Source organism: Alpinimonas psychrophila (assembly GCF_014137865.1).
GTDB classification, from domain to species: Bacteria; Actinomycetota; Actinomycetes; order Actinomycetales; family Microbacteriaceae; genus Alpinimonas; species Alpinimonas psychrophila.
The window spans coordinates 161491-187660 of the sequence record NZ_JACGWU010000002.1 but is presented as its reverse complement, the minus strand read 5'-3'; the positions used below and the strand labels follow the sequence as shown (position 1 = coordinate 187660).

At 56.5% G+C, this 26170-nt stretch carries 26 protein-coding genes, 1 tRNA gene and 1 other RNA gene; 11 read left to right on the top strand and 17 right to left on the bottom strand.

The window, feature by feature from the left end; genetic code table 11:
- Positions 1-41: 41 nt before the first annotated feature.
- The 7 genes from FB555_RS05530 to FB555_RS05500 form a co-directional block, all read right to left on the bottom strand.
- The gene (locus FB555_RS05530) at positions 42-1199 is read right to left on the bottom strand and encodes a mandelate racemase/muconate lactonizing enzyme family protein (RefSeq protein WP_182484463.1); all 1158 of its coding nucleotides are present in this window, start codon (positions 1197-1199) and stop codon (positions 42-44) included.
- 98 nt (positions 1200-1297) lie between these two features.
- The gene (locus FB555_RS05525; protein WP_182484462.1) at positions 1298-1684 is read right to left on the bottom strand and encodes a RidA family protein; all 387 of its coding nucleotides are present in this window, start codon (positions 1682-1684) and stop codon (positions 1298-1300) included.
- 7 nt (positions 1685-1691) lie between these two features.
- A complete protein-coding gene (locus FB555_RS05520) occupies positions 1692-2816 on the bottom strand; it encodes an aminotransferase class V-fold PLP-dependent enzyme (protein ID WP_182484461.1) in 1125 nt (374 codons plus the stop codon).
- Positions 2817-2819: 3 nt separating this feature from the next.
- Positions 2820-3998: an ABC transporter ATP-binding protein gene (locus tag FB555_RS05515; RefSeq protein WP_182484460.1), complete on the bottom strand. Its 1179-nt coding sequence runs from the start codon at positions 3996-3998 to the stop codon at positions 2820-2822.
- Between the two features lie 3 nt (positions 3999-4001).
- Positions 4002-4835 (bottom strand): carbohydrate ABC transporter permease, encoded by an 834-nt coding sequence (locus tag FB555_RS05510; RefSeq protein ID WP_182484459.1) that lies wholly within the window; start codon positions 4833-4835, stop codon positions 4002-4004.
- Positions 4832-5797 (bottom strand): carbohydrate ABC transporter permease, encoded by a 966-nt coding sequence (locus FB555_RS05505; protein WP_182484458.1) that lies wholly within the window; start codon positions 5795-5797, stop codon positions 4832-4834. Before FB555_RS05505 ends, FB555_RS05510 begins: the two co-directional genes overlap by 4 nt.
- A 74-nt stretch (positions 5798-5871) precedes the next feature.
- Positions 5872-7137, bottom strand: a complete 1266-nt coding sequence (locus tag FB555_RS05500) for an ABC transporter substrate-binding protein (protein WP_182484457.1) — start codon at positions 7135-7137, stop codon at positions 5872-5874.
- Positions 7138-7329: 192 nt separating this feature from the next.
- Between FB555_RS05500 and FB555_RS05495 the strand changes: the two genes are divergently transcribed.
- From FB555_RS05495 to FB555_RS05485, 3 genes are read left to right on the top strand one after another with little or no spacing between them, the layout of a single operon-like run.
- Positions 7330-8301 carry a sugar kinase gene (locus tag FB555_RS05495; RefSeq protein WP_220475846.1) on the top strand — a complete coding sequence of 324 codons (972 nt, stop codon included), beginning with the start codon at positions 7330-7332 and terminating at the stop codon, positions 8299-8301.
- A gap of 4 nt (positions 8302-8305) precedes the next feature.
- The gene (locus tag FB555_RS05490) at positions 8306-9064 is read left to right on the top strand and encodes an IclR family transcriptional regulator (protein ID WP_182484456.1); all 759 of its coding nucleotides are present in this window, start codon (positions 8306-8308) and stop codon (positions 9062-9064) included.
- The gene (locus FB555_RS05485; protein WP_182484455.1) at positions 9051-9650 is read left to right on the top strand and encodes a bifunctional 4-hydroxy-2-oxoglutarate aldolase/2-dehydro-3-deoxy-phosphogluconate aldolase; all 600 of its coding nucleotides are present in this window, start codon (positions 9051-9053) and stop codon (positions 9648-9650) included. Before FB555_RS05490 ends, FB555_RS05485 begins: the two co-directional genes overlap by 14 nt.
- Positions 9651-9688: 38 nt before the next feature.
- Here the strand turns inward: FB555_RS05485 and FB555_RS05480 are convergent, their stop codons facing one another.
- A complete protein-coding gene (locus FB555_RS05480; RefSeq protein WP_182484454.1) occupies positions 9689-10714 on the bottom strand; it encodes a peptidoglycan bridge formation glycyltransferase FemA/FemB family protein in 1026 nt (341 codons plus the stop codon).
- A 111-nt stretch (positions 10715-10825) separates the two neighbouring features.
- Positions 10826-12082, bottom strand: coding sequence for an MFS transporter (locus tag FB555_RS05475; RefSeq protein WP_182484453.1), 1257 nt, complete (start codon positions 12080-12082; stop codon positions 10826-10828).
- Between the two features lie 56 nt (positions 12083-12138).
- Between FB555_RS05475 and prfB the strand changes: the two genes are divergently transcribed.
- The 5 genes from prfB (at position 12139) to ssrA (ending at position 16477) form a co-directional block, all read left to right on the top strand.
- A complete protein-coding gene (gene prfB / locus FB555_RS05470; RefSeq protein WP_182484452.1) occupies positions 12139-13245 on the top strand; it encodes a peptide chain release factor 2 in 1107 nt (368 codons plus the stop codon).
- 51 nt (positions 13246-13296) lie between these two features.
- Positions 13297-14493 (top strand): cell division ATP-binding protein FtsE, encoded by a 1197-nt coding sequence (ftsE, locus tag FB555_RS05465; RefSeq protein WP_182484451.1) that lies wholly within the window; start codon positions 13297-13299, stop codon positions 14491-14493.
- Positions 14490-15404 carry a permease-like cell division protein FtsX gene (gene ftsX / locus FB555_RS05460; RefSeq protein ID WP_182484450.1) on the top strand — a complete coding sequence of 305 codons (915 nt, stop codon included), beginning with the start codon at positions 14490-14492 and terminating at the stop codon, positions 15402-15404. Before ftsE ends, ftsX begins: the two co-directional genes overlap by 4 nt.
- A gap of 96 nt (positions 15405-15500) precedes the next feature.
- Positions 15501-15977, top strand: a complete 477-nt coding sequence (gene smpB / locus FB555_RS05455; RefSeq protein ID WP_182484449.1) for an SsrA-binding protein SmpB — start codon at positions 15501-15503, stop codon at positions 15975-15977.
- A 132-nt stretch (positions 15978-16109) separates the two neighbouring features.
- Positions 16110-16477: a transfer-messenger RNA gene (gene ssrA / locus FB555_RS05450) on the top strand.
- A 25-nt stretch (positions 16478-16502) separates the two neighbouring features.
- Here the strand turns inward: ssrA and FB555_RS05445 are convergent.
- Positions 16503-16982 carry a glutathione peroxidase gene (locus tag FB555_RS05445; protein WP_182484448.1) on the bottom strand — a complete coding sequence of 160 codons (480 nt, stop codon included), beginning with the start codon at positions 16980-16982 and terminating at the stop codon, positions 16503-16505.
- A gap of 34 nt (positions 16983-17016) precedes the next feature.
- Positions 17017-17796 carry a TetR/AcrR family transcriptional regulator gene (locus FB555_RS05440; RefSeq protein WP_182484447.1) on the bottom strand — a complete coding sequence of 260 codons (780 nt, stop codon included), beginning with the start codon at positions 17794-17796 and terminating at the stop codon, positions 17017-17019.
- A gap of 152 nt (positions 17797-17948) precedes the next feature.
- On the opposite strand from FB555_RS05440, the gene FB555_RS05435 reads away from it, so the two are divergent.
- Complete coding sequence (locus FB555_RS05435) at positions 17949-18851, top strand: oxygenase MpaB family protein (RefSeq protein WP_182484446.1); 903 nt, start codon at positions 17949-17951, stop codon at positions 18849-18851.
- Here the strand turns inward: FB555_RS05435 and FB555_RS05430 are convergent.
- Genes FB555_RS05430 through FB555_RS05420 form a run of 3 tightly spaced genes read right to left on the bottom strand, consistent with a single transcriptional unit; the run spans position 18832 to position 21278 of the window.
- Positions 18832-19620: a glucose 1-dehydrogenase gene (locus FB555_RS05430; protein WP_220475844.1), complete on the bottom strand. Its 789-nt coding sequence runs from the start codon at positions 19618-19620 to the stop codon at positions 18832-18834. The two genes, FB555_RS05435 and FB555_RS05430, sit on opposite strands and share 20 nt — an antisense overlap.
- A gap of 13 nt (positions 19621-19633) precedes the next feature.
- On the bottom strand, positions 19634-20533 hold the full coding sequence (locus FB555_RS05425; RefSeq protein ID WP_182484444.1) for an inositol monophosphatase family protein: 900 nt from the start codon (positions 20531-20533) through the stop codon (positions 19634-19636).
- Positions 20534-20546: 13 nt separating this feature from the next.
- A complete protein-coding gene (locus FB555_RS05420; protein WP_182484443.1) occupies positions 20547-21278 on the bottom strand; it encodes an MIP/aquaporin family protein in 732 nt (243 codons plus the stop codon).
- 96 nt (positions 21279-21374) lie between these two features.
- Between FB555_RS05420 and FB555_RS05415 the strand changes: the two genes are divergently transcribed.
- Together FB555_RS05415 and mgtA are read left to right on the top strand one after the other, a co-directional pair.
- A tRNA-Lys gene (locus FB555_RS05415) sits at positions 21375-21447 on the top strand.
- A gap of 173 nt (positions 21448-21620) precedes the next feature.
- Complete coding sequence (mgtA, locus tag FB555_RS05410; protein ID WP_343046412.1) at positions 21621-24275, top strand: magnesium-translocating P-type ATPase; 2655 nt, start codon at positions 21621-21623, stop codon at positions 24273-24275.
- Here mgtA and FB555_RS05405 read toward each other — a convergent pair.
- The 3 genes from FB555_RS05405 to FB555_RS05395 are packed head-to-tail and all read right to left on the bottom strand — an operon-like array spanning position 24249 to position 26115.
- Positions 24249-24986, bottom strand: a complete 738-nt coding sequence (locus FB555_RS05405) for a VIT1/CCC1 transporter family protein (protein WP_343046411.1) — start codon at positions 24984-24986, stop codon at positions 24249-24251. The genes mgtA and FB555_RS05405 overlap by 27 nt on opposite strands.
- On the bottom strand, positions 24983-25198 hold the full coding sequence (locus FB555_RS05400; protein WP_182484441.1) for a hypothetical protein: 216 nt from the start codon (positions 25196-25198) through the stop codon (positions 24983-24985). The genes FB555_RS05405 and FB555_RS05400 overlap by 4 nt, the downstream gene beginning before the upstream one ends.
- Positions 25199-25242: 44 nt before the next feature.
- Positions 25243-26115 (bottom strand): sugar phosphate isomerase/epimerase family protein, encoded by an 873-nt coding sequence (locus tag FB555_RS05395; RefSeq protein WP_182484440.1) that lies wholly within the window; start codon positions 26113-26115, stop codon positions 25243-25245.
- Positions 26116-26170: the final 55 nt, after the last annotated feature.

Genomic DNA, 26170 nt, shown 5'->3' with positions numbered 1-26170 from the left:
CAAAGCTGCTTGCCACCAACTTGCGGTAGTTCGTCAGCGCATCACAGCCGCCACCCCGCTCGGAGGTCGTCCAACTGATAAGGGAGAAACTGACCGTCTCTCTGGTACCTAGCGGAAGCATCAGCAAGTTGGTCCTGGTCGATTTCAACGCCCAGTCCAGGGGCAATTGGCAAACCCCATTTAGGGCCGTCCTTAATCGGAACCTCAGAGAGATCGGCGGTCATGTGGGCGCTTGTCTGTTGGTTGCCTTCCACGATCTTCGGCAGTGTCAGGAGCACGTGGTGAGCGGCAGTTGCCGCGATAGAAAATTCACCATGAGTGTGCTTGCAAACCGTTCCGCCCTGTCGGCCGGCAAGCGAACCGATGAACTGGAAATTACGCAACGAGCCGACCCAATACTGACTGAAACAATAGACGTCCGCTACTTCCGCGAGGATTCGACTTATGGCATCCGCCTCTGTCCACAATCCTTCATTGGCTGCAATCGGCATGATTCCACTATCCCGAACCCGCCGCATCAATTCAGGGGGGCTTTCTTTCACTGGTTGCTCCATGAAATCGATGTCAAACTCTTGGAGTTTTCTGAGGTTTGAAATGGCTTCGGAAGGAGACCAAGCGCCATTTGCGTCCAACCGAAGCAACGGCTTCGTGCCGATGATCTCGCGGACCAGAGCGACTCGCTTCACGTCGGCCTCGATATCTCTACCGACCTTGAGGTAAAACACGCCGTACCCCAAGGAAAGGCCACGCGCGCATTGTTGGCGCATGTCTTCTTCATTATCCCAAGAAAGGTAGTAGAAGTAGTTGACGCTGTCGCGAACTGCCCCTCCAAGTAGCTTGTAGACCGGCACACCAGCGTCCTTACCGCACAAGTCCCATAGGGCCATGTCGATTCCGGCCCAAGCGAAATTGGCTGTCCCCTCGCGAAATTGCCAGAGTCCATGGTGCAATAGATCCTTTCTCATCCGTTCGACATCCCACGGTGATCGGCCGACCACGAACGCCGACATCGCTTCTATTGCCGCGACGATTGAAACCGTGTCGCTGCCGCTGCACGACTCTCCCCATCCGACAGTGCCGTCTTCCGTTTCCACTCGCACGACAACGTCCGACACACCATCGCGTGCCACTTGGAAGCTGACCTCACGATGGTTGTAGGCAATGCTCGCGGGAATAGCCTGAACTGATCTGATCTTCATTTTGACTGCCCTTACTTTTTGTTTAATTGAGATCGCTTACTCGCGCTCCTCAAGCTGAGATGAAGCGGCGATGACTTTACGATGATTTGGCAAAGTTGCTATCTAGATTTTGGTAACGCTGCAACGACGTCTATTTCAACCAAAATCCCTCTAAGCTGCGAGCCAACTGTTGTTCGAACAGGGTAGGGCTCTTTAAAGAACTCAGAATAAGACGAGTTATATTCTTCGAAGTCACGTTCAAGATCCTGGAGGTGCACCGTCGCCTTGACAACATCGTCCGTCGTGAGACCAGCGCTTTGCAGGACGGCCTCAATATTCCTCAATACCTGCCGAGTTTGCTCGCCAACACTGGTAGCGAGGGCGCCGGTAAGGGGATCCTGAGGACCAAAGCCGGCGGTATAGAAGAAACCATTGCCGGCGATCCCCTGGCTATATGCCCCGGTTGGTGGTGGAGCGGCGAGAGTGGTTACAGCTTTTTTGATCATCTCTTCCTCATTTTGATTGGTCTATGGAACTGAGCACAACGTTCTGGACGTTCCCTGGCTCTCCAGCTTTGAGAATCTCGGGAGTCAACCAGAGCCCATGTGGCTGCCCGTTGCGCATATCGGGCAGGACCATTACACGAGGATTGGATGCGTCTATGAAGTCCAAAACCTTTCGGGCACGTTCAGGATTGGAGATACCGAGATGTAGACGGGGAACTGGCTGACCCGCTTCATTCGTCGGTTCGATTGATGCAATTACTCCAGGAGTGTCTTCGAAGGCCGCGTGCCAACTCTGAACTGTCTTCAGCCAGTCTTGATGAACTGCCCTGTGGTCTAAAGAGACGAAACGTGATACGGCGGTGATTAGGCCTGCAATCTCTTCTTTACCGACTTTCAGCGCCCTGGCCCACCGCTGATAGGGCGCACCATTCTGTCGCGCGGCTTCTATCAAATCAGTTCGGCCTACCATCAGGCCAGATGCTTGAGGGCCGCCCAGGGCTTTACCGCCGGAGAAAACAGCGATATCCGCACCCTGGTCCCGCGTAAAGGACCAGAGATTCTCAACCGGAGGAAGTTGTGCTGCGGCGTCGACTACAACAGGAATGCCTCTGGCGTGCGCGATAGCAACGACAACATCAAGCGGCAGTGCAACCTGTGCGAGGTGTGTTCCGGGCACGTATAGGACTGCGGCAGTTTCCTTGGTTATTGCTGCCTCTAACTCCCACTCAAAGGTTTGCTGAGCATTGCCGATTTGGCGGATCGTTGCGCCAGCTAGAGCCAGCGCGGAATCGTATGGGATGCGATGTGCCGTGTGCATGACAACTTCAAAAGGTCGCTCCGCGTGACCGGGAAAAGAAATAATCCCGGATGGGTCGCCATTATTCCGGATGGCTAGAACCGCCAATACCAGGGCGGCAGCACAACCGGATGTGACGTATGCCGCTTCATTCTGAGTGAGTTGCGCCAGCCGTTTGCCTGCAGCAATGTGTAGCTCGTGCATGTCAATGGAACAACGAGCAGCCTCGTTCATTGCGGCGAGAACTTCATCCGACATAAGGGCACCCCCCAATGCCGTGAAAGTTCCTTTCGCGTTGATTACGGTGCTAATCCCGAGGTCCTGATAAAAAGCCAAGAGTCATTCCTTTCTCTGCAATTCCTCTGAGTTGACGTTAAGGGCTTGCCCGGTTTTTTCGTCGAACCAGACCCCAGCGGTGATATTAATATCGAAGTCCTGCACACTTCCCGGTTTGAGTTCAATTCGACCAGGAATTCGCGCATAGTGATTGGAATAAACTGCGGTAGCGGCAAGGAGGTTGCTCTGGCTCGGTTTTTTGAATTGAAATCCAATGACAGTTTCGCCCCCCAAGTGTTCCAAGGAAGTGACATAAGCCTCGGATGCAGTTCCTGCATCTGCCAAAGCTATGACTTCTGGTCGAATGCCCAATAGGTAGTCACCGTCCGGCTGTTCGCATCGGACGCTGATCGCCTGGGAGCCATCCCGAATAACCGTTCGACCAGAAGATACTGTCACTGGAATTAGATTCATTGCAGGTGCTCCGATAAAGCTCGCAACAAAGGTATTGGAAGGGCTGTTATAGATTTCATTGGGGGTGCCGATTTGCTGCACCTCGCCGTGATTCAAAACAATAATGCGGGTAGCCATCGTCATGGCTTCGACTTGGTCATGAGTCACATATACGAAGGACTTAGAGACCCTTCTAAATAGTGCGGAAATCTCCCCACGCATCTGTGTTCGGAGTTTTGCGTCAAGGTTGGAAAGCGGCTCATCGAGCAGGTACAAAGAAGGATCTCTAACTAGTGCACGAGCAACGGCGACACGTTGACGTTGTCCACCAGACAGGGTTTTCGGGCGCCGCTTCATCAACTCCCTCAACTCGAGCATTTCTGCGACTTCGGTCACACGGTCGCGGACATCGGGGCTGTTTGCGAGAACACGTCTCATAATCGAATTGAGTATGGGAATGTGATACCAGCCTTTAAAACGATCCATAATAAGAGGAAAAGCGATGTTTTCTTGGACGGTCATATGTGGGTAAAGGGCATAGGACTGGAAAACAAAGGCGACATTACGAGCGCGCGGTTCAAGCGTGTTTACGAGCTCCCCGTCGAAAAGCAATTCGCCAGAGGTAATATCGGTCAGGCCCGCAATCATGCGGAGCATTGTCGACTTTCCGCAACCAGAAGGCCCGAGCAGTACGAGAAATTCTTTGTCGTCGATGTCCGCAGTGAATTCGCGAATAATTGGGGTGCTGCCGTAAGACTTGCTGAGATTCTTGAATGTGATGCTTGGCATTGACTATCCTTTCACGGCGCCTGCGGTGAGGCCGCTGACGATTTGTCTTTGAACTATCAAGAAAAATATGACGGCAGGAAGCGTGAACAAAAAGGCCGCAGTCATGACGCTTCCGAGTGGAGTCGAATACTGCCCGATGAAAGAAGCAAGCCCAACCGACGCCGGCCATATTTCGGAATCGGATATGAAGGTATTTGCGAAGAGGAATTCATTCCAGCCGTCAAAGAATGAAATGACGGCCGCTGCCGCAACGCTCGGGAGGATTAAAGGAAGCACAATCATTGATAGTTGCCCATAACGAGGACAGCCGTCTATCCGCGCCGACTCTTCGATTTCATAAGGAATCTTGTCGATTGCACTTTTCATAATGAAAAGAGCAACTGGCATTGTGAAAGTCGTATTTGCGATGACGAGACCTAAGAGGCCATTCAGCAAGCCGAGACTTCCAAACAACGCAAAGAGGGGCACTACTAGAAATGCCTCGGGAAGCATTTGCGTCGAGAAGAGCAGGAATCCAGCAAGACCCTTCCCGTGGAATCTAAACCGGCTGAGAGCGTATGCGCCTAACAACGCCAGAAGCAGGCTGAGGAATGTCGAACCGAACGCGATGATTGAAGAGTTCGTGAGCCATTTAAATATTGGCACATCATTTAGAAGAAAAGGAATTGTGCCGAATCTTTCGAGATGAGCCCAGAACGATTGCCCGGATTGGTAAAGCTCTGAATCCGTGGCGAGCATCGTGTTGATCATCCAGTAAACGGGGAAAGCCGCGAACACCAAAGTTATTGAAAGCGAAGTGAAGGTGAGAGCGCGAACGGCTACTCTGCGAGTTTTCATGAGGTTCCTTCTTTCACGTTCTCACGACGTTCTGCCAGGAAGAAGACCACCGTGACGGCAAGGGAGAGGATGAGACCCAAAACAGCAATCGCGGCAGCCGCGCCAAGTTGCTGTTCGCTGAAGGCTCGTTGGTAGATATTGATTACCAGAGTGTTCGTTTTTTCTACTGGACCTCCACCTGTCAGTAGGAAAATGATTTCGAACCTTCTAATTGACCAAATAGTCATCAGGAGGGCGACAACTCTGATTGTCGGCATCAGGTGTGGCAGGACAATAGACCTAAAAGTGCTTAATGAATCCGCGCCATCCACTCGAGCGGCCTCGAAGAGCTCCTCAGGTACAGATTGGAGCGCAGCAAGCATTACCAACATTACAAAAGGAAAGACCTTCCACACCGTTGTCGCAACGACTGAAAACATCCCGAAAGAAGGATCAGTTAGCCAGCCGACCTCTCCCAGGCCAAGAGCCCCGGTCGTTCGATTGAGAATTCCACCGGATTGATTGTAAATCCAGATGAAGACCAGGGTGACGGCGACCGACGGCATGGCGTATGGGAAGGTAAGAATAGCCCTTACAATCGTGCGGCCCCGAAACTTCCGATTGACGAGAATTGCCGTTGTGGTTCCAACAAACATAGAAAAAAATACGGTTGTTGCAGTGTACGTGAGGGTTGCTCCAAGAGAGTTCCAAAATCGAGCGCTGGTGACAAGGTTCGCGTAATTTTCGATCCCGACGAAACTGCCACCGGATGGATTGACTAAGACGGAGTCGGTAAAGCTCAACTGAATCCCTCGCGCAAAAGGGACAAGAAGAAAAATAGCCAGGTATATGATCGCTGGTGCAATAAATAAGTATCCGGCCCATCGGCTAAATCCTCTTGAATGACTTTTAAGTCGGTTTTTTCGTGGGGAAGATTTGGAATTGTGCACAACGTCTTTTTCATCTTCAACTAAAACTGGCATAGAACGCACCTTTCAATAGAAGCCCGAGGGGGAGCTGTTCGGCTTCACCCTCGGGCACCTTTTAGTGTGGATTGCTAGTTTGCCGCCTCGGCTTCTTGCTGAGCTTGACTGAGCGCGGCCTGAGGATCCTGGCCCTCTGCTATGACCCTCTCAACGGCCTGCATGATGATGCGCATGATCGGAACAGTTTCTGTTTCGAATCCAGGGATTAGCACGCTTCGGGACTTGCTGCCATTCTCAAGGTAAGTCGCAGCCCACGGATTAGCAGTTTCAAACTCTTGTTCAAGCGGAATATTGGTCGCCATCGTGCTAGCGCCCATAGATGGTCGAAGTGCCGACTGCCCACTCTCGCTCACAACCCATGACACAAAGTTCTTTGCTAGCTCTTTGTTCTTACTATTAGCGTTCACTGCAAGAATGAGATGTTCATTTTGGCCAGAAAAGGGAAACGGTAGCGGTGCCGAAAGAATATCAGCACCCGTCAATTTACCCCCGGATGCGAAGGAAGCAGCCGCTCCACTGTTGTCAATGGTGAAGCCAAGTTGGTTTTCCTTAAATTTTGTACGGAATGTGGAAGCGTCGTCGCCGATTGGCACTATGCCTGCCTCCATCACTCTCTTGAACTCAGAGACTCCTTTGACATTTGCGGGGGAGTCAATTGTCAGCTTCTCGCCGTCAGACCAAGCGCCACCTTGTCCATAGGGCCAAGCCTGGAAATCGAAATACCAGCCGCCGAAGTCGTTCATCTGGTGGCGCACTGCAAATCCATCTGCGCCGTTTGCTTCAATTGCTTTACTCGCCGCAATAAGCTCATCCACAGTAGTTGGCATTTGGGTCAATCCTGCTTGTTCCATAACTATCTTGTTCCCGAGCAATGCATAACTGACCTGATCCCAGGTAACGCCAAGTTGATCCCCCTCCAACACCATGGAATCGTTGGATGCGTTTAGCTTTACACCACTCACCGAACTGTTCAAAGGCTCCAACAAACCGGCCTCAGCGAGAGTGACGAACTGGCTGTCTCCGATAACAAAGACGTCTGGGCCTGATCCTGCGCCCAACTGGGTGTTGAGCTTGTCTGCGTACTGAGCAAACGCAGTCTCTGATTTGACCAATTCGGCCTTTGGGTTGTCCGTGACATACCCATTCACCGCTTCCCACATGACTTCCCCCCTTCCCGGCTCTAGCCACTGCCAGTTGGAAAATACTAGGGTTCCACCTTCGGTCGCAGATTTAGCATCTGCGTCAGCGCTAGTGCTACATGCACTTAGCCCTGCTGTTGTTATTGCAAATGCTGCGGCGACCGCCATCATGCGACGGGAAGTTGAGCTGATCATCATCGATCTCCTTAGTTGTTATTTGCGGTGTGACGAAAGCCCTAGAGGTGCCATCGGAAATAACCCGTCCCTTTGGAACTAGGGGTAGATGTGGTTTGTCTCGGTGGTAGCATTGCATCCTCTTGCATATTCTGCAACTATATTGCATATGTTGCAATTTATTCGATTTTGTCCGAACGATCTGGAGCTTAGAACGTGAGAACTTTTGAAGTGCTCTGCATCGGGGAAACTATGGTGATGGTGACGCCGATTTCAGGAGGTCACTTGGACGGGGATTCACAGTACATTCTTCGCCCGGGGGGAGCCGAGTCAAATGTGGCATTGATCCTTGCGGCTTTGGGACACGATGTCGCCTGGGCTGGGTATCTAGGGGCGGATCCTTTTGGAGCCATAATCTGTTCGGAATTAAGAGCCGCCTCAGTTGATATTTCAGCTGTGATAAGAACCTCAGATTTTCCGACAGGTGTTTATTTTAAGGATCCTCACCCTGAAGGAACGTCGGTTTACTATTACCGGGCTGGTAGTGCGGCGTCCACTATGGGACCGGGTTCGTTTAGCGAATTGCACGGGACAACGCCACGCGCGATCCATCTCAGCGGCATCACTGCTGCTATCTCCGTGAGCTGCCGCGAACTTCTTAATGAGTTCATTTTCAACAGAGTTCTGGGAGAGGCTCTTGTTAGCTTCGATGTCAATCATCGCCCAGCGTTGTGGGGGGACAGGGACCCTGCCTTCGAACTCTTGGAACTCGCTCAGGCGAGTGATGTTGTTTTTGTAGGTTTGGACGAAGCCTCTGCACTCTGGGGTGTGTCGAGCGCGGAGGAAGTCCGCGAAGTTATCGATAAGCCATCTACGCTCGTCGTTAAAGACGGTGGAATCGAAGCTGTGTCGTTTTCTCCTGACGAGGTGGCCCGCGTGCCGGCAAAAAGAGTCAAGATACTCGATCCCGTTGGAGCGGGTGACGCATTTGCTGCCGGCTGGTTGAGCGGGATGCTAAGAGGGTCAAACGCTGTGGAGCGCTTAAGCCTTGGACATCTTGCGGCGTCTCGAGTCCTTGCGTCGACCACCGATGCACCACAACGGTCGGATAGTGACGTTTTTTCCGCTAATCTCCTAGGCGATAGGTTTCAGCAAGGCCGGGCAATACGTCACACAAGAGATTGGTGAGTCTATGTCGCAAACTGTGGTCCGCGCCCTGGACATTCTCCGCTTTATCTCGACGTCGCCTAGGAGTCTCACGGAAGTTGCCGCACACCTCGATGTGCACAAGTCAACCGCGTTACGTTTGTTGCAGACCCTTAGCTTGCAGGGGTTCGCACGCCAATTATCGAATGGAGCGTATGTCACCGGCTTTGGCATCATCGCGCTTGGACAGCTTGCCATCGATCAGATAGATGCTCGCACAATAGCGCATCCGCACGTTCAGAGGTTATCTGAAGAAAGTGGTCACACAGTTCATTTAGCTCAGCTGACCGGCGACGAAGTCGTTTATGTGGACAAGGTAGATGGCGCCACGATGATGATGGGGTCGCGAATCGGCCTTCGTGCAGAGACCCATTCGGCCAGTGTTGCCAAAGTTGTATTAGCTTTTGCCGATGAGGCAGTTCGCGAGAAAGCTATTACCGCCGCCACATTTCAGCGATACAGCTCGACGACGATAGTGACAGCAGAGGCTTTGAGGCAAGAACTCTCGCAAGTACGCTCGCGTGGCTGGGCCGAGGACAACGGCGAGAAGGAAGACTACATCAATTGTGTTGCACTTCCGATTTATGATGCTCGAGGCAAAGTCTCCATGGGAGTCTCATTGACCGCGCTAAAAGTCGTCGCACCCCTTGAGGTATTGAGAGCAAGAATCCCCGAGTTTCGTCTAAGCGCCTTGACAATCTCGCGAGAATTCGGATGGCGAGGAGATGAGTATGGAAAGCACTGAGTTTTTTTCGAAGCATTTCGAAGAACGTCCAATCATGGCAATCTTCCGCGGGCAGTCCCCCGCTCGTACGGTTGAGTTATGCCGGACCGTATGGGCCCTTGGAATAGATCTGGTTGAAATCCCGGTGCAGTCGGAGGTGGCCATCCCCTCGCTCCGAGCAGCAATCGCGGAAGCAAGAAGCTCTGGACGTATCGTTGGCGCAGGTACGGTGACAACGTTGGAGCAACTGCGCGAAGTTAAGCAGTTGGGGGCTATGTTCACTGTTGCCCCCGGTTTCGCTGACGACGTTGCAAGAGAATCGGCGCGACTTGACATTCCCCATCTTCCTGGTGTGGCCACTGCAACTGAGATTTCTCATGCAGTAAGAGGCGGATTTCGTTGGTTGAAGGCGTTCCCTGCAGCTCAGTTAGGAACGGGGTGGGTTAGAGCACAACATGGTCCATTCCCTTCGGTTAAGTTTGTCGCCACCGGCGGTATCGATGCCGACAATGCAGCCGATTTTTTGGCGTCGGGCTGTGGCGCGGTATCTATAGGCTCTGCGTTCACCTCTGGATCTGACTTGGCATTTCTTGATAATCTGAAATGACTTATTGCCTAAAAGATTCAGTCTTTTCTTGCCATGAACTAGTACCAGTAGTCGTGCTTGAGGCGAGAGTAAGCGCCGAGGTACTTGCCTTCGTACTTTTGCCAGAGCGCGTTGCCACGGCCGATGCCATATTGCAAAGCCGGCATGAACGTCGTGGTCTCATCTGAGAAGCTCGTCTTGAACGTGAACAGCCCCTTCATGGCGCTGTTCTCCGCCTCGGCCGGTGGGGGAATCACGCCGAGGTCGTAGGAGGTGATACCCCGGGACTGCAGATCGCGCATGATGCAGAACTGCAGGTAGCGAGCGCCGCCGAGCTTGTCTTTTTCGCGCGTGGAGCCACCATCTTTGTACCAACCGACAGTGCCAAAGGTCATCACGAAGGCCCCGGCAACGAGGTCGCCCTCGTGTTCGGCGAGGTAGACGAACCCTTGACCTCGCGAAGCAAACTCCCGCCAAGATTTCAGCAGGTACTCGTCATTTCTAAAGAATGCCCCGGTGCGGTCGGCGGTCTCGTGCAGGAGGGTGAGGAGGCGCGCCATGTTGGCCTCGGTGGGTTCGGCAGCCTCCACGGTGACCCCCGAGCGTTCGGCGAGACGCACTTCGTAGCGGGCACGCTTCTTGAAGCCCGCGAGAAGGGTGTCTTCGGTGCCGCTCGTGTCGACCACAACGGCGTGACGATACTGGGATGCTTTGCACGCCACCCACCCGGCATCGGTGAACGAGGTCACGAGATCCGTGTCGACCGGCTGGAAGAACTCGAGCTTCATGGCCAGGGTGCCGGCGGGACTGGCTTCGGCGGCAGCGGTGAGCCCGGCAACGTGGGCGGGAGTTATTCCAGTGACGCGCGGCAGGTGGCGCAGAGTTCCGAGTGGAATTCCGAGCGTGGTGACCTTGCGGGAGAAGGCCTGCACGGGGAACGTTTCGCCGGCCGAAGAAATATCGATCTCCAGACGGCTAGGGGTCCAAGCGCTACCGGCTTTAAGAGCGGCCCAGGCTTCGCTTTGCATGAAGTGTGCCCCGGGCTGGGCGGCAAGAACGCGGGAGTCCCACTCTGAATTAGTCACGTGCTTCATTTTCGCCCATTTTCGAAGGTCCCGTCGCCAGGCGCGGCGGCCGGGGCAGGAGTGGCCGGGCATGCAACGGCCAGGTGGGGAGCTACACGGGGGAAGCTTGGATTACTTGATGTGCGGCAGGAAGCGCGGCACGTACCGCAGCAGAAGGAAGGCGCCGATGAAACCGAGCCCTCCGACGAGTCCGGTGGCCAGCGAGAGCGACGCGTAGGCGGTCACAGCGGCAACGCCGAGCGGGGCAAGGGCGGCACCGGTATCCGTCGTAAACCGGAACGCCCCCAAGAAAGGCGCAGGGTTCGATTCGGGGGCCAGATCCGAGCCCAGGGTGAGCAGGATGCCCGAGCCGACACCGTTGCCAATCGCAAGAGCAAAGGCGACAGCGATAAACCAGGGCACCGCGGAGCCGAAGTCGTGGGTAAACGAGAGAACCACGAGCGCTGTGCCCATGGTGAGCATGGAGGGCACCCCCGACCACAGGCGCCCCCAGCGGTCCATGATCTGACCGCTGGTAAAGAAGAGGGCAAAGTCGAGGGCACTCGCGATGCCGATGATGAGCGCCGTATCCGAGTCGCGGATCCCAATACTCAAAGCCCACAGCGGCAAAATGACGGTGCGACCAGCCCTGAGAGCGCCCACAATGGCGGCCGCGGAGCCCAGCCGCAGCAGAACGTGGCGGCTCTCAAAAATGATGCGCCAGAGCCCCTGCGTCTCCTCGTCGGCTTCGACTTCCCCCGGTGTCTGCGCGTATCCCCTTCGAGTTTCGACCCGGCGTACCGATCCAAAAGTTGCCTCGGGATCGGGAAGGAAGATCAGAGTGGCCGTCGTGGCGAGCGTAAAGATGACGGTGAGCCAAAAGGCTGAGTGAGCGGATCCTGTCCAGGCAATCAAGGCGGCGCTCAGAAGAGGACCAACCACGCTGCCGGCGCGAAACATGCCGCCCAACGTGGAGAGCGCCCGAGCCCGGTATGGCAGGGGCACGTAGCTGGTGAGAAAAGCATGCCGGGCGAGAGCAAAAACTGCCGTGGCTAAACCGATCAGCAGAATGCCAAGCCCCAAGACGGCCGGGTTGGGGGCCGTGAGACACACGAGGACCGCAATCAGGGCCAGCAGAGATGCCCACAGCATGGCGTTGCGCTCACCGATGCGCGACACAATCCAGCCGCTCGGGATATCGCCCATGACGATTCCCACCGTGAGCATGGCAGCCACCAAACCGGCGATGGCCAGAGTGGCTCCAACGCTTCCAGCAATGACCGGAATGACCGGGATGATGGCGGACTCGCCTGCCGCGAAAAGCAGGGTGGGTAAGTAGACCGGAAGAATCGCCGAACGCAACGAGAACGGGCGTGAGGGGTCTGTCATGGCAGTGCCAGCCTACGCCGCCCTCGAACCTGTTCGCTCGATAAGCTGACATCATCATGCTTGAATTAGATCTCACCGAGCAGATTCGGGCACTCCGCTCGACATTTGCTGATATCCGCGCCGTTATTGACGTCACGAAGCTCACCGCCGAAATTTCGCGGTTGAATGAGCTGGCCGAGGCCCAAGATTTGTGGGATGACCCCGACAACGCTCAGAAGGTTACCAGTGCGCTGAGTCACCGTCAGGCGGAACTCAAACAAGTCGTCAGCATCGAAAGTCGCCTCGATGACCTCGAAGTTTTGGTTGAGATGGCCAATGAAGCCGGGGACGAGGCCTCGGGCAAAGAAGCCGAAGCCGAACTGGCGAGCATCACCAAAATTCTGGGCGACCTCGAAATTCAGACCCTGTTGAATGGCGAGTATGACGCTCGCCCGGCTGTGGTGACCATTCGATCCGGTGCCGGCGGTGTCGATGCCGCAGACTTCGCCGAAATGCTTTTGCGCATGTACCTGCGGTGGGCGGAGAAGCACGGTTTCAAGGTGAGCGTTCTGGATACCAGCTACGCCGAAGAGGCCGGCATCAAGTCGGCAACATTCGAGGTGGATGCGCCCTACGCTTTTGGCACCCTCAGCGTCGAGGCGGGAACCCACCGTCTCGTGCGCATGAGCCCCTTCAACTCGGCTGGGAAGCGCCAAACGAGCTTCGCCGCCGTCGAGGTTGTGCCCCTCATGGAGGAAACCGAAGCGATTGAGATTCCCGAGAATGACATTCGCGTGGATGTGTTTCGTTCCAGTGGCCCCGGTGGCCAGTCGGTCAACACCACGGACTCCGCCGTTCGCATCACGCACCTTCCCACAGGAACGGTCGTGAGCTGCCAGAACGAGAAGAGCCAGATTCAAAACCGCGCAGCAGCCATGCGCGTGCTCACATCGCGGCTTCTCCTCTTGCAGCGCGAAGCCGAAAGTGCCAAGAAGAAGGAGCTCGCCGGTGTCATCACGGCCAGCTGGGGGGACCAGATGCGCAGCTACGTCATGGCTCCCTATCAAATGGTGAAAGACCTCAGAACGGACTATGAAGTCAATAATCCTTCGAACGTATTTGACGGAGATTTGGACGGGTTCATCGCCGCCGGCATCAAGTGGCGCAAACAACCCGCTAAATAAAGCGAGTCGCTGCCCATCAACATTGACAGCCCCGCTTAAGCTCGCAGAGTCATGATTCGTTTTACTAACGTCACTAAGAAATACGCGGGCACGTCACGCCCCGCTCTCAACGGGGTCGACTTCGAAATCCTCCGTGGCGAGTTTGTCTTTCTCGTCGGTGCCTCGGGTTCGGGAAAATCCTCGTGCCTGCGCTTGATGATCAAAGAAGACCGCCCCAACATCGGCTCGATCCATGTTCTCGGGCAAGACCTGGGAACGATCTCGAGCCGCAAAGTACCCTTCTTTCGGCGCAACCTCGGAGTCGTGTTTCAGGACTTCCGCCTGCTGCCGAACAAGACGGTCTTCGACAACGTGGCTTTTACGCTGCAGGTTATCGGCAAGTCGCGGGGCTTCATTCAGGAGGCCGTGCCCGATGTCTTGAAAATGGTGGGGTTGGCAGGAAAGGCCGCCCGCTACCCCCACGAACTCTCTGGCGGTGAACAGCAGCGCGTTGCCATTGCTCGCGCCATCGTGAACAAGCCAGCATTGCTCCTCGCCGATGAGCCCACTGGAAACCTTGACCCCGCCACGAGTGCCGGAATCATGGCACTGCTGGAGCGCATCAACGCATCCGGAACCACCATCGTCATGGCCACCCACGCGGCAGACTTTGTGGACCGCATGCAAAAGCGCGTGATCGAACTTGTCGCCGGCCAGATTGTGCGTGACGAACGCGAGGCCGGTTATGGGCAGACAGCCGCTCTTCCCGTCGTCGGTGGGCTTAACCCTGTGACAGGGCAGACCACGCTTTCGGGTCCCACGAGTGCGGCTATTTCTGCGGCTGCTGCCGCCGCTCGAGCGCAAGCCGCAGCGAGTTCGGAGATGCCAGATGGTTTAGTCGGAGCGACCTACTCCGGCGTGGCGAAGCCGCCCGTGCGACAAGGGCCGCCGCGTGTCGTGACGGCCGCCGAACAGCCCAGCATTATCGAGACAACGGATCTCGTCGCACCCAAGCCTGTGTTTGACGAAACCGATGAGATAACGATGGATGCCGTTCCCGAGCTCCCAGACGTCTTCGCCGACGCCGATGATGCCGACGACCTCGGTTCTCTCGATCAACTCTTTGGCATGAATGACTCCAAGCCGATTCAACGCTTACCGGCAGAGCCGAATGCGGACGTCCCCATCACGGAGAGATTGCGCATTCAGGCTCAGACCCGGGCAAAAGAGAATCCTGATACTGATCAGAACGTGGGGCCTGTCTCGTGAGGTTTGCCCTGATCTGGTCGGAGGTTGCCAACGGCCTTCGCCGAAATGCTTCCATGGTTGTTTCCGTAGTTTTGGTGACCTTCATCTCGCTGACGTTCGTCGGTACGGCGATCTTGCTCCAAATGCAGATCGGCCAAATGAAAAACTATTGGTATGACAAGGCTCAGGTCGCTGTCTACCTCTGCACGGATGTGTCATTTGGCGAGAATTGCGCGAATGGCGCGGCAACCCCAGATCAGGTCGCCGCCATAGATGCCGCTTTGGCCTCCCCGATTCTGTCGCCCTTCATTGACAAGTACTTCTTTGAAAACCATGACGAAGCGTTCGCCAACTTTCAGAAGCAATTCGCCAGCAACCCGGTTGCGGAGTATGTCACCCCAGATCAACTGAACGAGACCTATTGGGTCAACCTAAAAGATCCGTCCCAGTCAGACGTGTTGGTGGAGGCTCTCTCGGCCGAAAAGGGGGTGGAATCAGTCACCGATCAGCGCAGCTATCTTGATCAGATTTTCTCCATCTTGAACGCGGCTAGTTACACAGCCATCGGTGTCGCATCCCTCATGCTCATCGCTGCCGTCTTGCTCATTGCGACAACGATTCGCTTATCGGCGTTCTCGAGGCGGCGAGAACTCGGCATCATGAGACTGGTGGGAGCCTCGAACGGCTTCATCCAAACACCTTTCATTTTGGAGGGTGTCTTCGCGGCCTTTGTGGGATCTCTGCTTGCCGGCGGTGCCATGGTGGGGATCGTGCACTTCTTCGTGCAGGGGTACCTGGCCGTAAATATCCCGCTGACGTCATTTGTCGGGGTTGGGGATGCGCTGATCGTGCTGCCGATCCTCGTCGTCGTAGGGTCGATCTTGGCCGCCGTCTCGGCTAACTTCGCCATCACTCGCTACCTCAAGATCTAGGTGGGCTGATACGAGTCTGGAGGCTCGGAGGTTTTGCGGTCAACGTGCTCGCCTAAACTGATAGTTCGCGCCAACGAATTCTGAGGGAGGTGTGCGATGCCAAAAGAGCTTGGTAAGAAGGTTGTTGCCACCAACCGCAAGGCCCGCCACGACTATCTCATCATTGAGACGTTCGAGGCTGGGCTCTCGTTGTGGGGAACTGAAGTCAAGTCCTTGCGCGAAGGCCGCGCTTCGTTGGTTGATGGTTACGCCTTCATCGAGAACGGCGAAGCCTGGCTAGACGCGGTCCACATTCCGGAGTATCACCAGGGCACGTGGAACAACCACGCTCCCCGGCGCAAGCGCAAACTTTTGATGCACAAACAAGAGATCCTTAAGTTACACAGCAAGGTTAAAGAGGGCGGCTTGACGCTTGTCCCTTTGCAGCTCTACTTCTCCGATGGCAAGGCCAAGGTTGAGTTGGCACTGGCGAAGGGCAAGAAAGAGTATGACAAGCGTCAGACTCTGCGAGAGCGTCAAGACAAGCGTGAGTCCGACCGCGCCATCTCCTCCCGCAAGCAACTGGGCGACTAGAGCGGGAATAGTTCTTGTCAGTGGAGCGTTGTACACTTCACTTGCGCTGAAAATTTGCGCGTGCACGGTTCGTTACGAATCGTCTGAGTAACTCAATAGCGTGTGATGTGACGTGCTTGTCACTTTCTTCCGGGGGATGATCGGTTTCGACATTGCCTGCGAGCGAGAGAGAAGCGGGTCGAGGATGCAGGGATATCTCGTTAACGACATCTGCAAACAATAAGTGCAAAAACAAACCGCACTGACTTCGCCCTCGCTGCCTAAGCGAGTCTGAAGTCCGTCAGACCGAGGTAGATCCCGACTCGTGTCCTGACGTCATTTAGGGAACTAGCTACAGTGTTACGCCTGAGGGCACTGTGGGACTCAAACTCTGGCTGGGCCCGTCGACTTAGGTGCTGGTAATAAAGGTCGGGGCCGAGAAAACGATTCAATCAGCTACACCCGTAGAAGACTCACAATTTCAGTAATGGACGGGGGTTCAATTCCCCCCATCTCCACCATTTGTGACGCGGGTCACATCACACGTTATGCGAGTGCACTTTCGATGGCTTCGATGACCTCGGGGGCGTCGGGCTTCGTCGTGGGACGGAAGCGCTTGATTTTGCCACTGGGCAACACCAAGAATTTCTCGAAGTTCCAGATGACGGGTCCGGCCTTGCCGCTCGCATCCTTGGCCTTGACGAGCTCCTTGTACAGGGGGTGGCGCGCGCGGCCGTTTACCTTGGCTTTCTCGAGCATGGGAAAAGTGACCCCCCATGTCGTGGAGCAATACTCGGCGATGTCGTCGCTGGTCTTCAGCTCCTGAAGAAACTGATTGGAGGGCACCCCCAGTACGGTGAAGCCGCGGTCGGCGTACTTCTTTTGCAGGGCTTCTAGGGCCTCGTACTGAGGTGAGAGCCCGCACCGCGAGGCAACGTTCACCACAAGGGTGGCCTTGCCGGAAAATTCTCCGAACGTTGTCGAGCGGCCATCCAGTGTTGTTACAGAAATCTCGTTCACAGTCATGCGCCGATGTTAGCGGAGCTGGCTGGGAGTAGAGCTAGATCGATTTGATTATGCGCTTGATGTGCGAGGCGACGATCGTCTTCTCGAGCACGCCGAGCCCACGAGTGTCTTCGTCCTTGCGTAGGCTTTGCCCGGCGACCCAGATCGCAACCCCCAACGTCGAGAAACCAACGCTGGCGGTCAAGTCAACCAGGTTGTGGTCTTTCAGGAGTTGAGCGCGGGGCAGTTCACCGATCTCATAAACGGTGTCGCTGACCTTCTTCTTCTTGACGTCGCTGATGAGGCTATAAAGTCGCGCCATGTTTATTTCGGTGAGGTCGGTCATGAGAGTGCCGTAGCGGGTCGTGACGAGCTCCGTCACCTCAAGAGATGCCGTGGGGAAGTTGAGGCAGCTACCCCACCCGCCCATAGTCTTGTAGGACTCAATGAATCCCTCCATCCAAGCACGAAGGCGGTCCTCGGGGGTACGCTTTGCGGCCTTGATGGTTTTCCACAGACCGACAATGTGGTGTTGATAGACAATGCCCGCGGCTTCTGCCAAAAGCTCATCGCGGCTACCGAAGTGGAAGTTCACGAGGCTGTACGAAACCTCCAGAACGTCGCAGACGGCAATGGCGTTGAAGCTTGACGTTCCTACTCGGCTGACGTCGTCGATGGTGACGTACACCATTTTCTGCCGATTTGACGGATTGGGATTATCGCTGAACTTCAGCCAAAAATCGGCATCGAGCTTGCGGTCTGCGGGCGCCTGAGCGTCAACGGCGGGCCGAGTTTTTGACAACCGCGATACGTTTTTTTCCCCATTGATATCCATTTAGCCCACCCTATGGCTTATTCCGTCGAACGTCTTGGAGGTTATCGGTGGGGGGCAGATCGTTATCCGTTTTAGTTATTCGGGAACATAAAGTGTTCCAAAATCCACAAAGGGGGAAACGGGAGTGCGCGCTCGAGGCTTAGTCTTCGGTAATGAGCACGTTTGCAAGCAGTATCCGGTCGCACCTTCTCGAGACGTTTTCTGGCGACAGTAAAGGTACGCCGTACTGGGTTGCCAATATTGAAAAAGGAAATGATGAGGGGTTCTTCGGCCCGGGCTCTGCCGCGTGGGCCGTTCATGGCGGAATGCCGACAATGGTCGCTGGAATCCGAGCGCTGCTCATGCAGACGCTTCATCCGGGCGCGATGGCCGGAGTTCACGACTGGTCTCGCTACAAAGAAGACCCCCTCGGGCGCCTGGCCGGCACAATTCAGTGGCTGATCACTGTTACGTTCGGCGACCGTGCGCTAGCCGAGTATGAGTCGGGACGGGTTTCAAAATTCCATGAAAGAGTTCACGGCATTTACACAGATTCATGGGGCAAAGAACGCCCATATTCCGCGGGGGACCCCGAACTGCTCGAATGGGTGCATGTGGTTTTCACGGATGCATTCCTCGGCTGTCACGAAGTGTGGGGTGATCCCATTCCCGGCGGTGCCGATCAATATGTGCGCGAATGGGCCAAGGCTGGGGATCTCGTTGGGGTGGCCAACCCTCCGCGGTCTGAAAACGAGTTGCGCGAAGCCCTGCACCGCTTCAACGCCGCGGGCATTCTGAAACACGACGAACGCGTGGAAGAAACTATTGCTTTCCTGCGCAATCCACCTTTACGCAAAACGATGATGCCGTTCTATCGCATCATGTTTGCCGGCGCCGTGGCGTCGATCCCGAAGGAGTATCGCGACATCCTGGGCCTAAAAAAATCGCGGTGGCCCGCCATCTGGGCCACGGGAGCAATTCTGCGTCTGCTGCGATGGCTACTCGGTCCGTCATCGACTTCGGAAGATGCCGCGCGGGTCCGACTTGCCCGCCTTGCTACGACGTCGGACTTGTAAAGGGGTCGTACGACTGGGCATTAGACGTTGCCCCACCATCGATGGACAGCACCGTTCCCAAAATGAAGGAAGCCTTATCCGAGGCAAGGAACAGGACTGCCTCCGCTACCTCTTCGGGCGTCCCAAAACGGTTCAGGGGCTGCGGGGCGATGAGACTGGCTTGAGCCTCCGGCGGCAGCGTGAGCACCATCGGCGTCGCAATGGCCCCGGGAGCAATGGCATTGATACGGATGCCCATGTTGGCATACTCGCCGGCCGCCGTCTTTGTGAGGCCCACGACGGCGTGCTTGGCAGCAACATAGGGGCCGGCCATCGGCGTTCCAACGAGCCCGGCTTCGGAAGCCGTGTTCACGATTGCGCCGCCCCCGTGCTCCTTCATGTACAAAATCTCGTATTTCATGGCGAGCCAGACGCCCTTGAGGTCAATGGAAATGATGCGATCGAAGGCAGATTCTTCAACGTCGGCTGTGAAGCCGGTGGTAAGGACGCCCGCGTTATTGAAGGCAAAGTCAAGACTGCCAAATGCAGCAACGGTGGCGGCAACGAGGGCTTCGGCATCGGAAGCCTGAGCCACGTCGGTCGGAACAAAGATCGCTGTTCCGCCGGCGGCCTCGATGAGGGCCACCGTTTCCAGCGCTTGCGAACGCATGGCCGCGATGTCGGCCACAACAACCTTGGCGCCTTCGCGCGCGAAGGCAATTGCGGTGGCGCGACCAATGCCGCCGGCTGCGCCTGAAACGAGGCCAGCTTTTCCGTCAAATGAACCCAAGATGAATGTCTTCCTATTTCTTGAGAGCGTCGAGAACGATGTGGTGGAGAATGCCGTTGGTGGCCAGCGCCGAACCATGCCAGCAGTCCGGGTGACCCTCAACGGAGGTGAAGGTGCCGCCCGCTTCGCGCACGATGGGCATCAGCGCCGCCATGTCATAGGGCTTGAGATCAAACTCGCCCGCAACATCCAGAATGCCTTCGGCCACCATCATGTACGACCACATGTCGCCGTAAGCGCGGGTGCGCCACACTCGGCGGGAGAACCCAACCAGTTCATCGAGGTAACCGGCCTGATCCCATTGCTGCAGGCTGTTGTAACTGATGGAGGCGTCGGCCAACTCGTTGACGGCCGAAACGTGTAGGCGGCGTGGTTCGGAATCCGCGGACATGGGTTCTCCTAACAGGCCTGCCAGCGCATCCGGAATCGCAACCTGGGAAAGGGCATCGCGCGACTCATCGACCCACGCACCATTCCCTTTGGTGGCCCACCAGCGCTTACCCAAGGCGGGAGCACTCACGACACCGACAACAGGCTCGCCATCCACTGCCAGGGCGATGAGCGTGGCCCACACGGGGACGCCGCGCAGAAAGTTTGAGGTGCCGTCAATGGGGTCAATGATCCACTGACGATGGGGGTGATCGGATGCTCCCACGGGATGGTCCGCGACGCGGCCTGGTTGCTCCCCGAACTCCTCACCCAACATGAAGTCATCGCCACGCTCGGCGGCCAACATGTCGATAATGACCTGTTCTACAGCGCGATCGGCATCGGTAACAGGGGTCTTGTCGGGCTTGGTCATCACCTCAAGGTCGAGGGAGAGAAAACGGTCACGCGTAATCGCATCGGCCGCATCAGCAAGCCGAAGGGCGAGCTCGAGATCGTCATTTAGAGAGAAGTTTGTTTGAGGCACGGTCTAACGATAGTCAGTTGCCGACCCCGGGGGTGGGGGTCGGCGTCGTTCGAGGAAAGAGGATCAGAACCAAGATCAGGCCCAAGGCCCCGCCCGCAATTTCAGCCGCGATGAAACCGGGAACGGATGCGGGGGAGATGCCGGCAAAAGTGTCGCTGAACATGCGGCCCACTGCAATTGCGGGGTTGGCAAACGCCGTGGAGCTGGTGAACCAGTAGGCGGCACCGATGTAGGAGCCGACGGCGATGGGGGCGATGTGTGAGCGCCCCGTGCGGGCCAACGAAAAGATGAGGAGCACGAGCCCGGCGGTAGCAACGACTTCGCCAATGAGGAAGGCTGGATCCTGGCGATCCTTGGTGCTGAAAATGATGGGATCTAGGCCAAACATGACGTTGGCGAGCATGGCCCCAGAAATGCAGCCCAGAAATTGCGCGGGAATGTACCCGGCGACATCGCGCCAAGATCGGTGCCCGAGAGTGGCATCCGCAATAGAGACGATTGGGTTGAAATGCGAGCCGCTCACGGTGGAAAACATGAGGATGAGAACAGCCAGGCCGAGGGCCGTCGCGATCGAGTTTTCGAGCAGTTGCAGACCCGTGTCGTTGGGCGATAGTTGGCCCGCCATGATACCGGATCCGACAACGACGAGGGTCAATAGCGCACTCCCCAGAAGCTCGGCAAGGAGTCGTCGGGGGTACTCCGGGGAGAGTCGGCTAGCGAGGGGGACCGGGGCAACGGATGTCATATGTATGAGAGTGCCACAACTTGGTTAACGATTCGCGTCGCACAAGGCCCGGATGCTATCGTTTCCTGTTGGTGAAAAAGAAGTTTTTGACCATTCGCACCTCTAGCTCAATCGGCAGAGCAACTGACTCTTAATCAGTGGGTTCCGGGTTCAAGTCCCGGGGGGTGCACACCAAAAAGTCTCGACCATTAGCGGAACTCGCCTTCTTGCAAAGTGGTCGGGGCTTTTTGCTTTTTCTCTTCGTGATGCCATGGTTTTCCCGAGGTTTTCCTTGAGGTTCGCCGGTCAAGCGAATGAATTGCGATAGCCGTAATACTGTAGAGCTACATGGGGGGAGACCGTGTGGCGCAACAGGAAAAATTGCTGACGGTTCAAGCGGCAGCAGGGCAACGCATCGAAGAGGTTTTTCGCGCGCTCGAGACCGAGGCAAAAGGGCTCACGGCCGCAGAAGCCTCGGGTCGACTTGCTCAGTGGGGGCCCAATTCCATTCGTTCCCATCACGCCAATGCGTGGAGTGTTCTTGCTCGGCAGCTCAAGAATCCGATCCTGCTGCTGCTATTTGTAACGGCGGGGGTCTCGCTCTTTTTCGGTGACGTTGGCAATTCCATTGTCATCGGCGTCATTCTGCTTCTCAGTGTGGGACTTGGTTTTTACAACGACTATCGGGCCGAGCGTGCGGCCGAAGACTTGCATTCGCGGGTGAGTCATCGGGCAACAGTTCTGCGCGACGGTGCTGCGTGTGACATCGATGTCGTAAACATCGTCGTGGGTGATGTTGTGCGGGTGGGCCTGGGGGCGGTCGTGCCGGCGGATCTGCGCCTCATCACGGCGACGAACCTACAGTGTGACGAAAGTATTCTGACCGGCGAGTCTCTTCCATCGGAGAAAGACCCCGCCGCGGTGGCGGCAACCGACCTCGCCGAACAAACGTCCTGCCTCTTTATGGGCACCGTCGTGCAAGCCGGCACCGGGGAGGGCGTCGTCATCGCCACGGGCACGCGAACCGTTTTCGGGGACATCGCCGTCGGCCTGGGAACTCGTCAGCCCGAAACGGATTTTCAACGGGGCCTTCGCCGGTTTTCATTTTTTCTCCTCCAGGTTGCTCTCGGGCTCACGACGCTGGTTTTTGTGGCCAATCTGCTCCTCCAACGCCCACTTCTCGATTCGCTATTGTTCTCACTGGCGATTGCCATCGGCATGACCCCGCAACTGTTGCCAGCGGTGGTCAGTACGGGTCTCGCCGCGGGATCCTCCCGACTGGCGCGCAAGCGAGTTCTGGTCAAGAGACTGGCCGCCATCGAAGACCTGGGTGACATGAACGTTTTGGTGACCGATAAGACGGGCACCTTGACCGAGGGACATATTGATTTTGTGCGGGCCGTGAGTTTCTCGGTCGGCACCCCAGGCGGCCTGAGCGAGGCCGAAATTATTCGTCTTGGCATGCTGGCGAGCGAAGCAGATTACGCACACAGTGGGAATCAACAGGCCGGTCTTAGTGTGTTGGATGCCGCCCTCTGGTCTTCGTTGGACGCCCAGAAACTGCTTCCTCTGGCAGCAACACGGCTGGGGCTCATCCCGTTCGATCATGACCGACGCCGAACCACCGTTCTCGTTCGGGATTCCCCCGGCGATGGCGTGATTATTTCCAAGGGCGCCCCCGAAGATGTTTTTACCGTCTGCACAGACCTCACGCCGGGCCAGCGGGCGGCCGTCGATGAACAGTTTTCCTTTGGGGCGAGGGTTATCGCGGTGGCAACGCGGCACGTTTCGCCGCAGACCCAAATGCTGTATCCCGTCGATGAGGCGGGCCTCACACTGCAGGGCATTTTGGTTTTCCACGATCCGCCCAAACTCTCGGCCAAGAAGTCCTTGGCGCGCTTGGCCGCGTTGGGCGTGACCGTCAAGATTGCCACGGGAGACAATCATCTGGTGGCCGAAAAGGTCTTCGCCGATCTAGGGTTGACGGCGACCGGCACCCTCCTGGGCCGGGACATTGATGCCCTGGACGACGACGCTCTTACGGCGGCCGCCGAGGAATCAAATATCTTTGCGCGGGTCTCGCCTGAACAAAAAGCTCGCATCATTCGACTCTTACGAAAAGATGGCCGGGCTGTGGGTTTTCTTGGCGATGGCGTGAACGATGCTCTCGCGCTTCATGCGGCTGACGTGGGAATCTCCGTGCATACCGCGGTGGATGTCGCCAAAGATGCCGCGGATGTCGTGTTGCTTGATAAGGACCTCGATGTCCTGGCCACCGGAGTCAACGAAGGCCGCCGCATCTTTGCCAACACCATGAAGTACGTGCTGATGGGCACTTCCGGGGACTTCGGGAACATGTTTAGCGCTGCCATCGGTTCGGTCGTTCTCAACTTCTTGCCGATGCTGCCGGGACAGATTCTTTTGAACGACCTGTTATATGACTCCAGCCAGCTCGCAATCCCCGGGGACAACGTCGACCCGGAGCAGCTGCATCGGCCCTCGCACTGGAACATTCAGTTCATTAGGCGATTTATGTTTGCCTTTGGCCCGTTGAGCTCCATTTTTGACTTTGCAACGTTTGCTCTCATGCTGTTTGTCTTTCATGCGGGGGAGAGCGAATTTCAGGCGGGTTGGTTTATGGAATCCCTCGCGACCGAGACCCTGATCATCTTTGCCGTTCGCACGCGGCGGGTCCCTTTCTTCAAGAGTCGTCCCTCCGCTGGGCTGACGGCAGCCGTCTTCGGCATCGTCGCCATTGGCTGCTACCTGCCGTATTCCCCGCTCGCGGGCGTCTTGGGTTTCAGCCCTGTGCCGGCGCCGTTCTTTCTCGCCTTGGTCGGCATGACGGTGCTCTATCTGCTCATTGTGGAGACTCTGAAGAAGCGTTTCTTTAGACGGAAGATTCCTGTGGTCCAGCCGCGCCATCGTGGGCGTGCGACGCGGGTGGCGCGCCGGGCATCGCGCTTCAGCGTTGGTGCGCCGGTGAAATGGCTAGAGCCCACCAACGCCCAGAAGTGATCCCACAAGATAGGTCGCGGCGACAGCGATGGCGCCAAAGATTAGCTGACGCAGGGCATTACGCCACCACGATTTGCGGGTAAAACGAGCCGCTAGTGCGCCGGCGACGAGGAGACCTACGCCACCAACGGCAAGGCCAATTGGGAGCGAGTCAAGACCGAGCGCATAGGGAATCAGTGGCACAGCGGCGCCAACGGCAAACATCGCGAAGGAAGACACTGCGGCAATCCATGGAGATGGTTGTGAGTTGGGGTCCAGTCCCAACTCGCGCGTGATGTGAATACGGGCGGCAAGTTCAACGTTTTGGTGCACCTCACGAGCAGCATAGCGGGCGGTAGCCTGCGTCATTCCCATTTCCATGAAGGACATGACGAGTTCGTTTTCTTCACCCTCAGGGTTACGGGCCAACGCAGCTCGCTCGACGGCAAGCTCCGAATCGACCTGCTCATTTTGGGTCTTGACTGACGTGTATTCACCCAGCGCCATCGAGAAGGCACCAGCAACAAGCCCAGCTACTCCGGTTATAACAATGGTCGGGCCCGAGGCTCCCGCAGCACCGATACCGGCAATCAGGGCAATGTTGGAGACGAGCCCATCCATTGCGCCAAAGACGGATGCTCGAAGCCATCCACCGGACACATCAGGGTGGGAATGGTCGTAATCATGGGGATCCGCGCCATTTTGGCTGGATTCAGTATTCTTCTTCGTCACGAGAAGTCGTCGTCGGCATTTTCGAGGCGTGCTTGTTCAGCTTCCTCATTGGCGCGTATGACAGCACCTACGGCCAGTGCTACCGAAATCGCCCAGCCAATCCACATCAAGATCACTCGCCAGTCACGCGGGCCACGAATGGTCTCTCGCAGAGCCGCGACGCCACCAAAAATAGCGCCGAGAACACTCGCGTTGAACAAAAACTTGCGCATGGGGCTCCTTCGGTCGACTCAACGTTACCGGAGGATCGTCACATTTAGGCCTCGGGGGTCAACTCGCCCCAGGGGAGCTCATCCAGCTCGTCGAATTCGCCAAAGTTGTGGGCCGCTGCTATCGGCGGAACGGCCAAGTGAAGGCGGGCAAACTCGAGCGTTTCCACCAGGAGCGCCAAACGTTCGGCCTCCGACTTCGCTTTGCGCGTGTTGACCTCCGCGACAACGTGGCCTTTCCAGCCGATAGCCGCGAGATGTTGCAAGACCTCAGCCACGGGCTGCTTGCCGTAGCCAGGGAGCAGGTGTTCGTCGAAAATGCGGTTGTCGCTGCCGGTAGCTGAGCCATCGCACAGGTGCACGTGGCGCAACCGCGCGCCATAGTCCAGCGCTAAGTCAAGCGCGTCGTGGCCCGAAAGAGCGGCATGCGAGAAGTCGAGTGTGATTGAATCGCAGTCCAACTCACGTGGGTCAGGCCCCGGAGCGTAAGCCTGCATCTGGGAGGAGCGAATCTTCCACGGGAACATGTTCTCCACCGCGATTTCGACGCCGGTAGCCGCCGTTGTTTGGCGCACGATGTCGAGAAAGCGCTCCGCGTAGCCTGACTGCCACCTAAAGGGTGGGTGTACCACAACGGTCGTGGCACCCACGTTGGCGGCGAGCTCGGCGGCACGCTCCAGTTTCACTTGGGGGTCGCGACCCCACACGAAGTGAGTCAGCAGAAGAACGGGGGCGTGAATCGAGAGGATAGGCATGCCATACGCCTCCGAGAGCTGACGCAACCCAGCGGCGCTTTGCGTCACGGACTCACGAGTGACCATGACCTCGACGCCGTCATAACCTGCTTTGGCCGCAAAACGAAACCCATCCTCACAGGAGAGGGGATATACGCATGAGGCGCTCATACCAATTCTTATCATTTGGGATTTATCGTAGTGACGATAACTGAACGTTGGGTGGAAGTGAGATGCACGT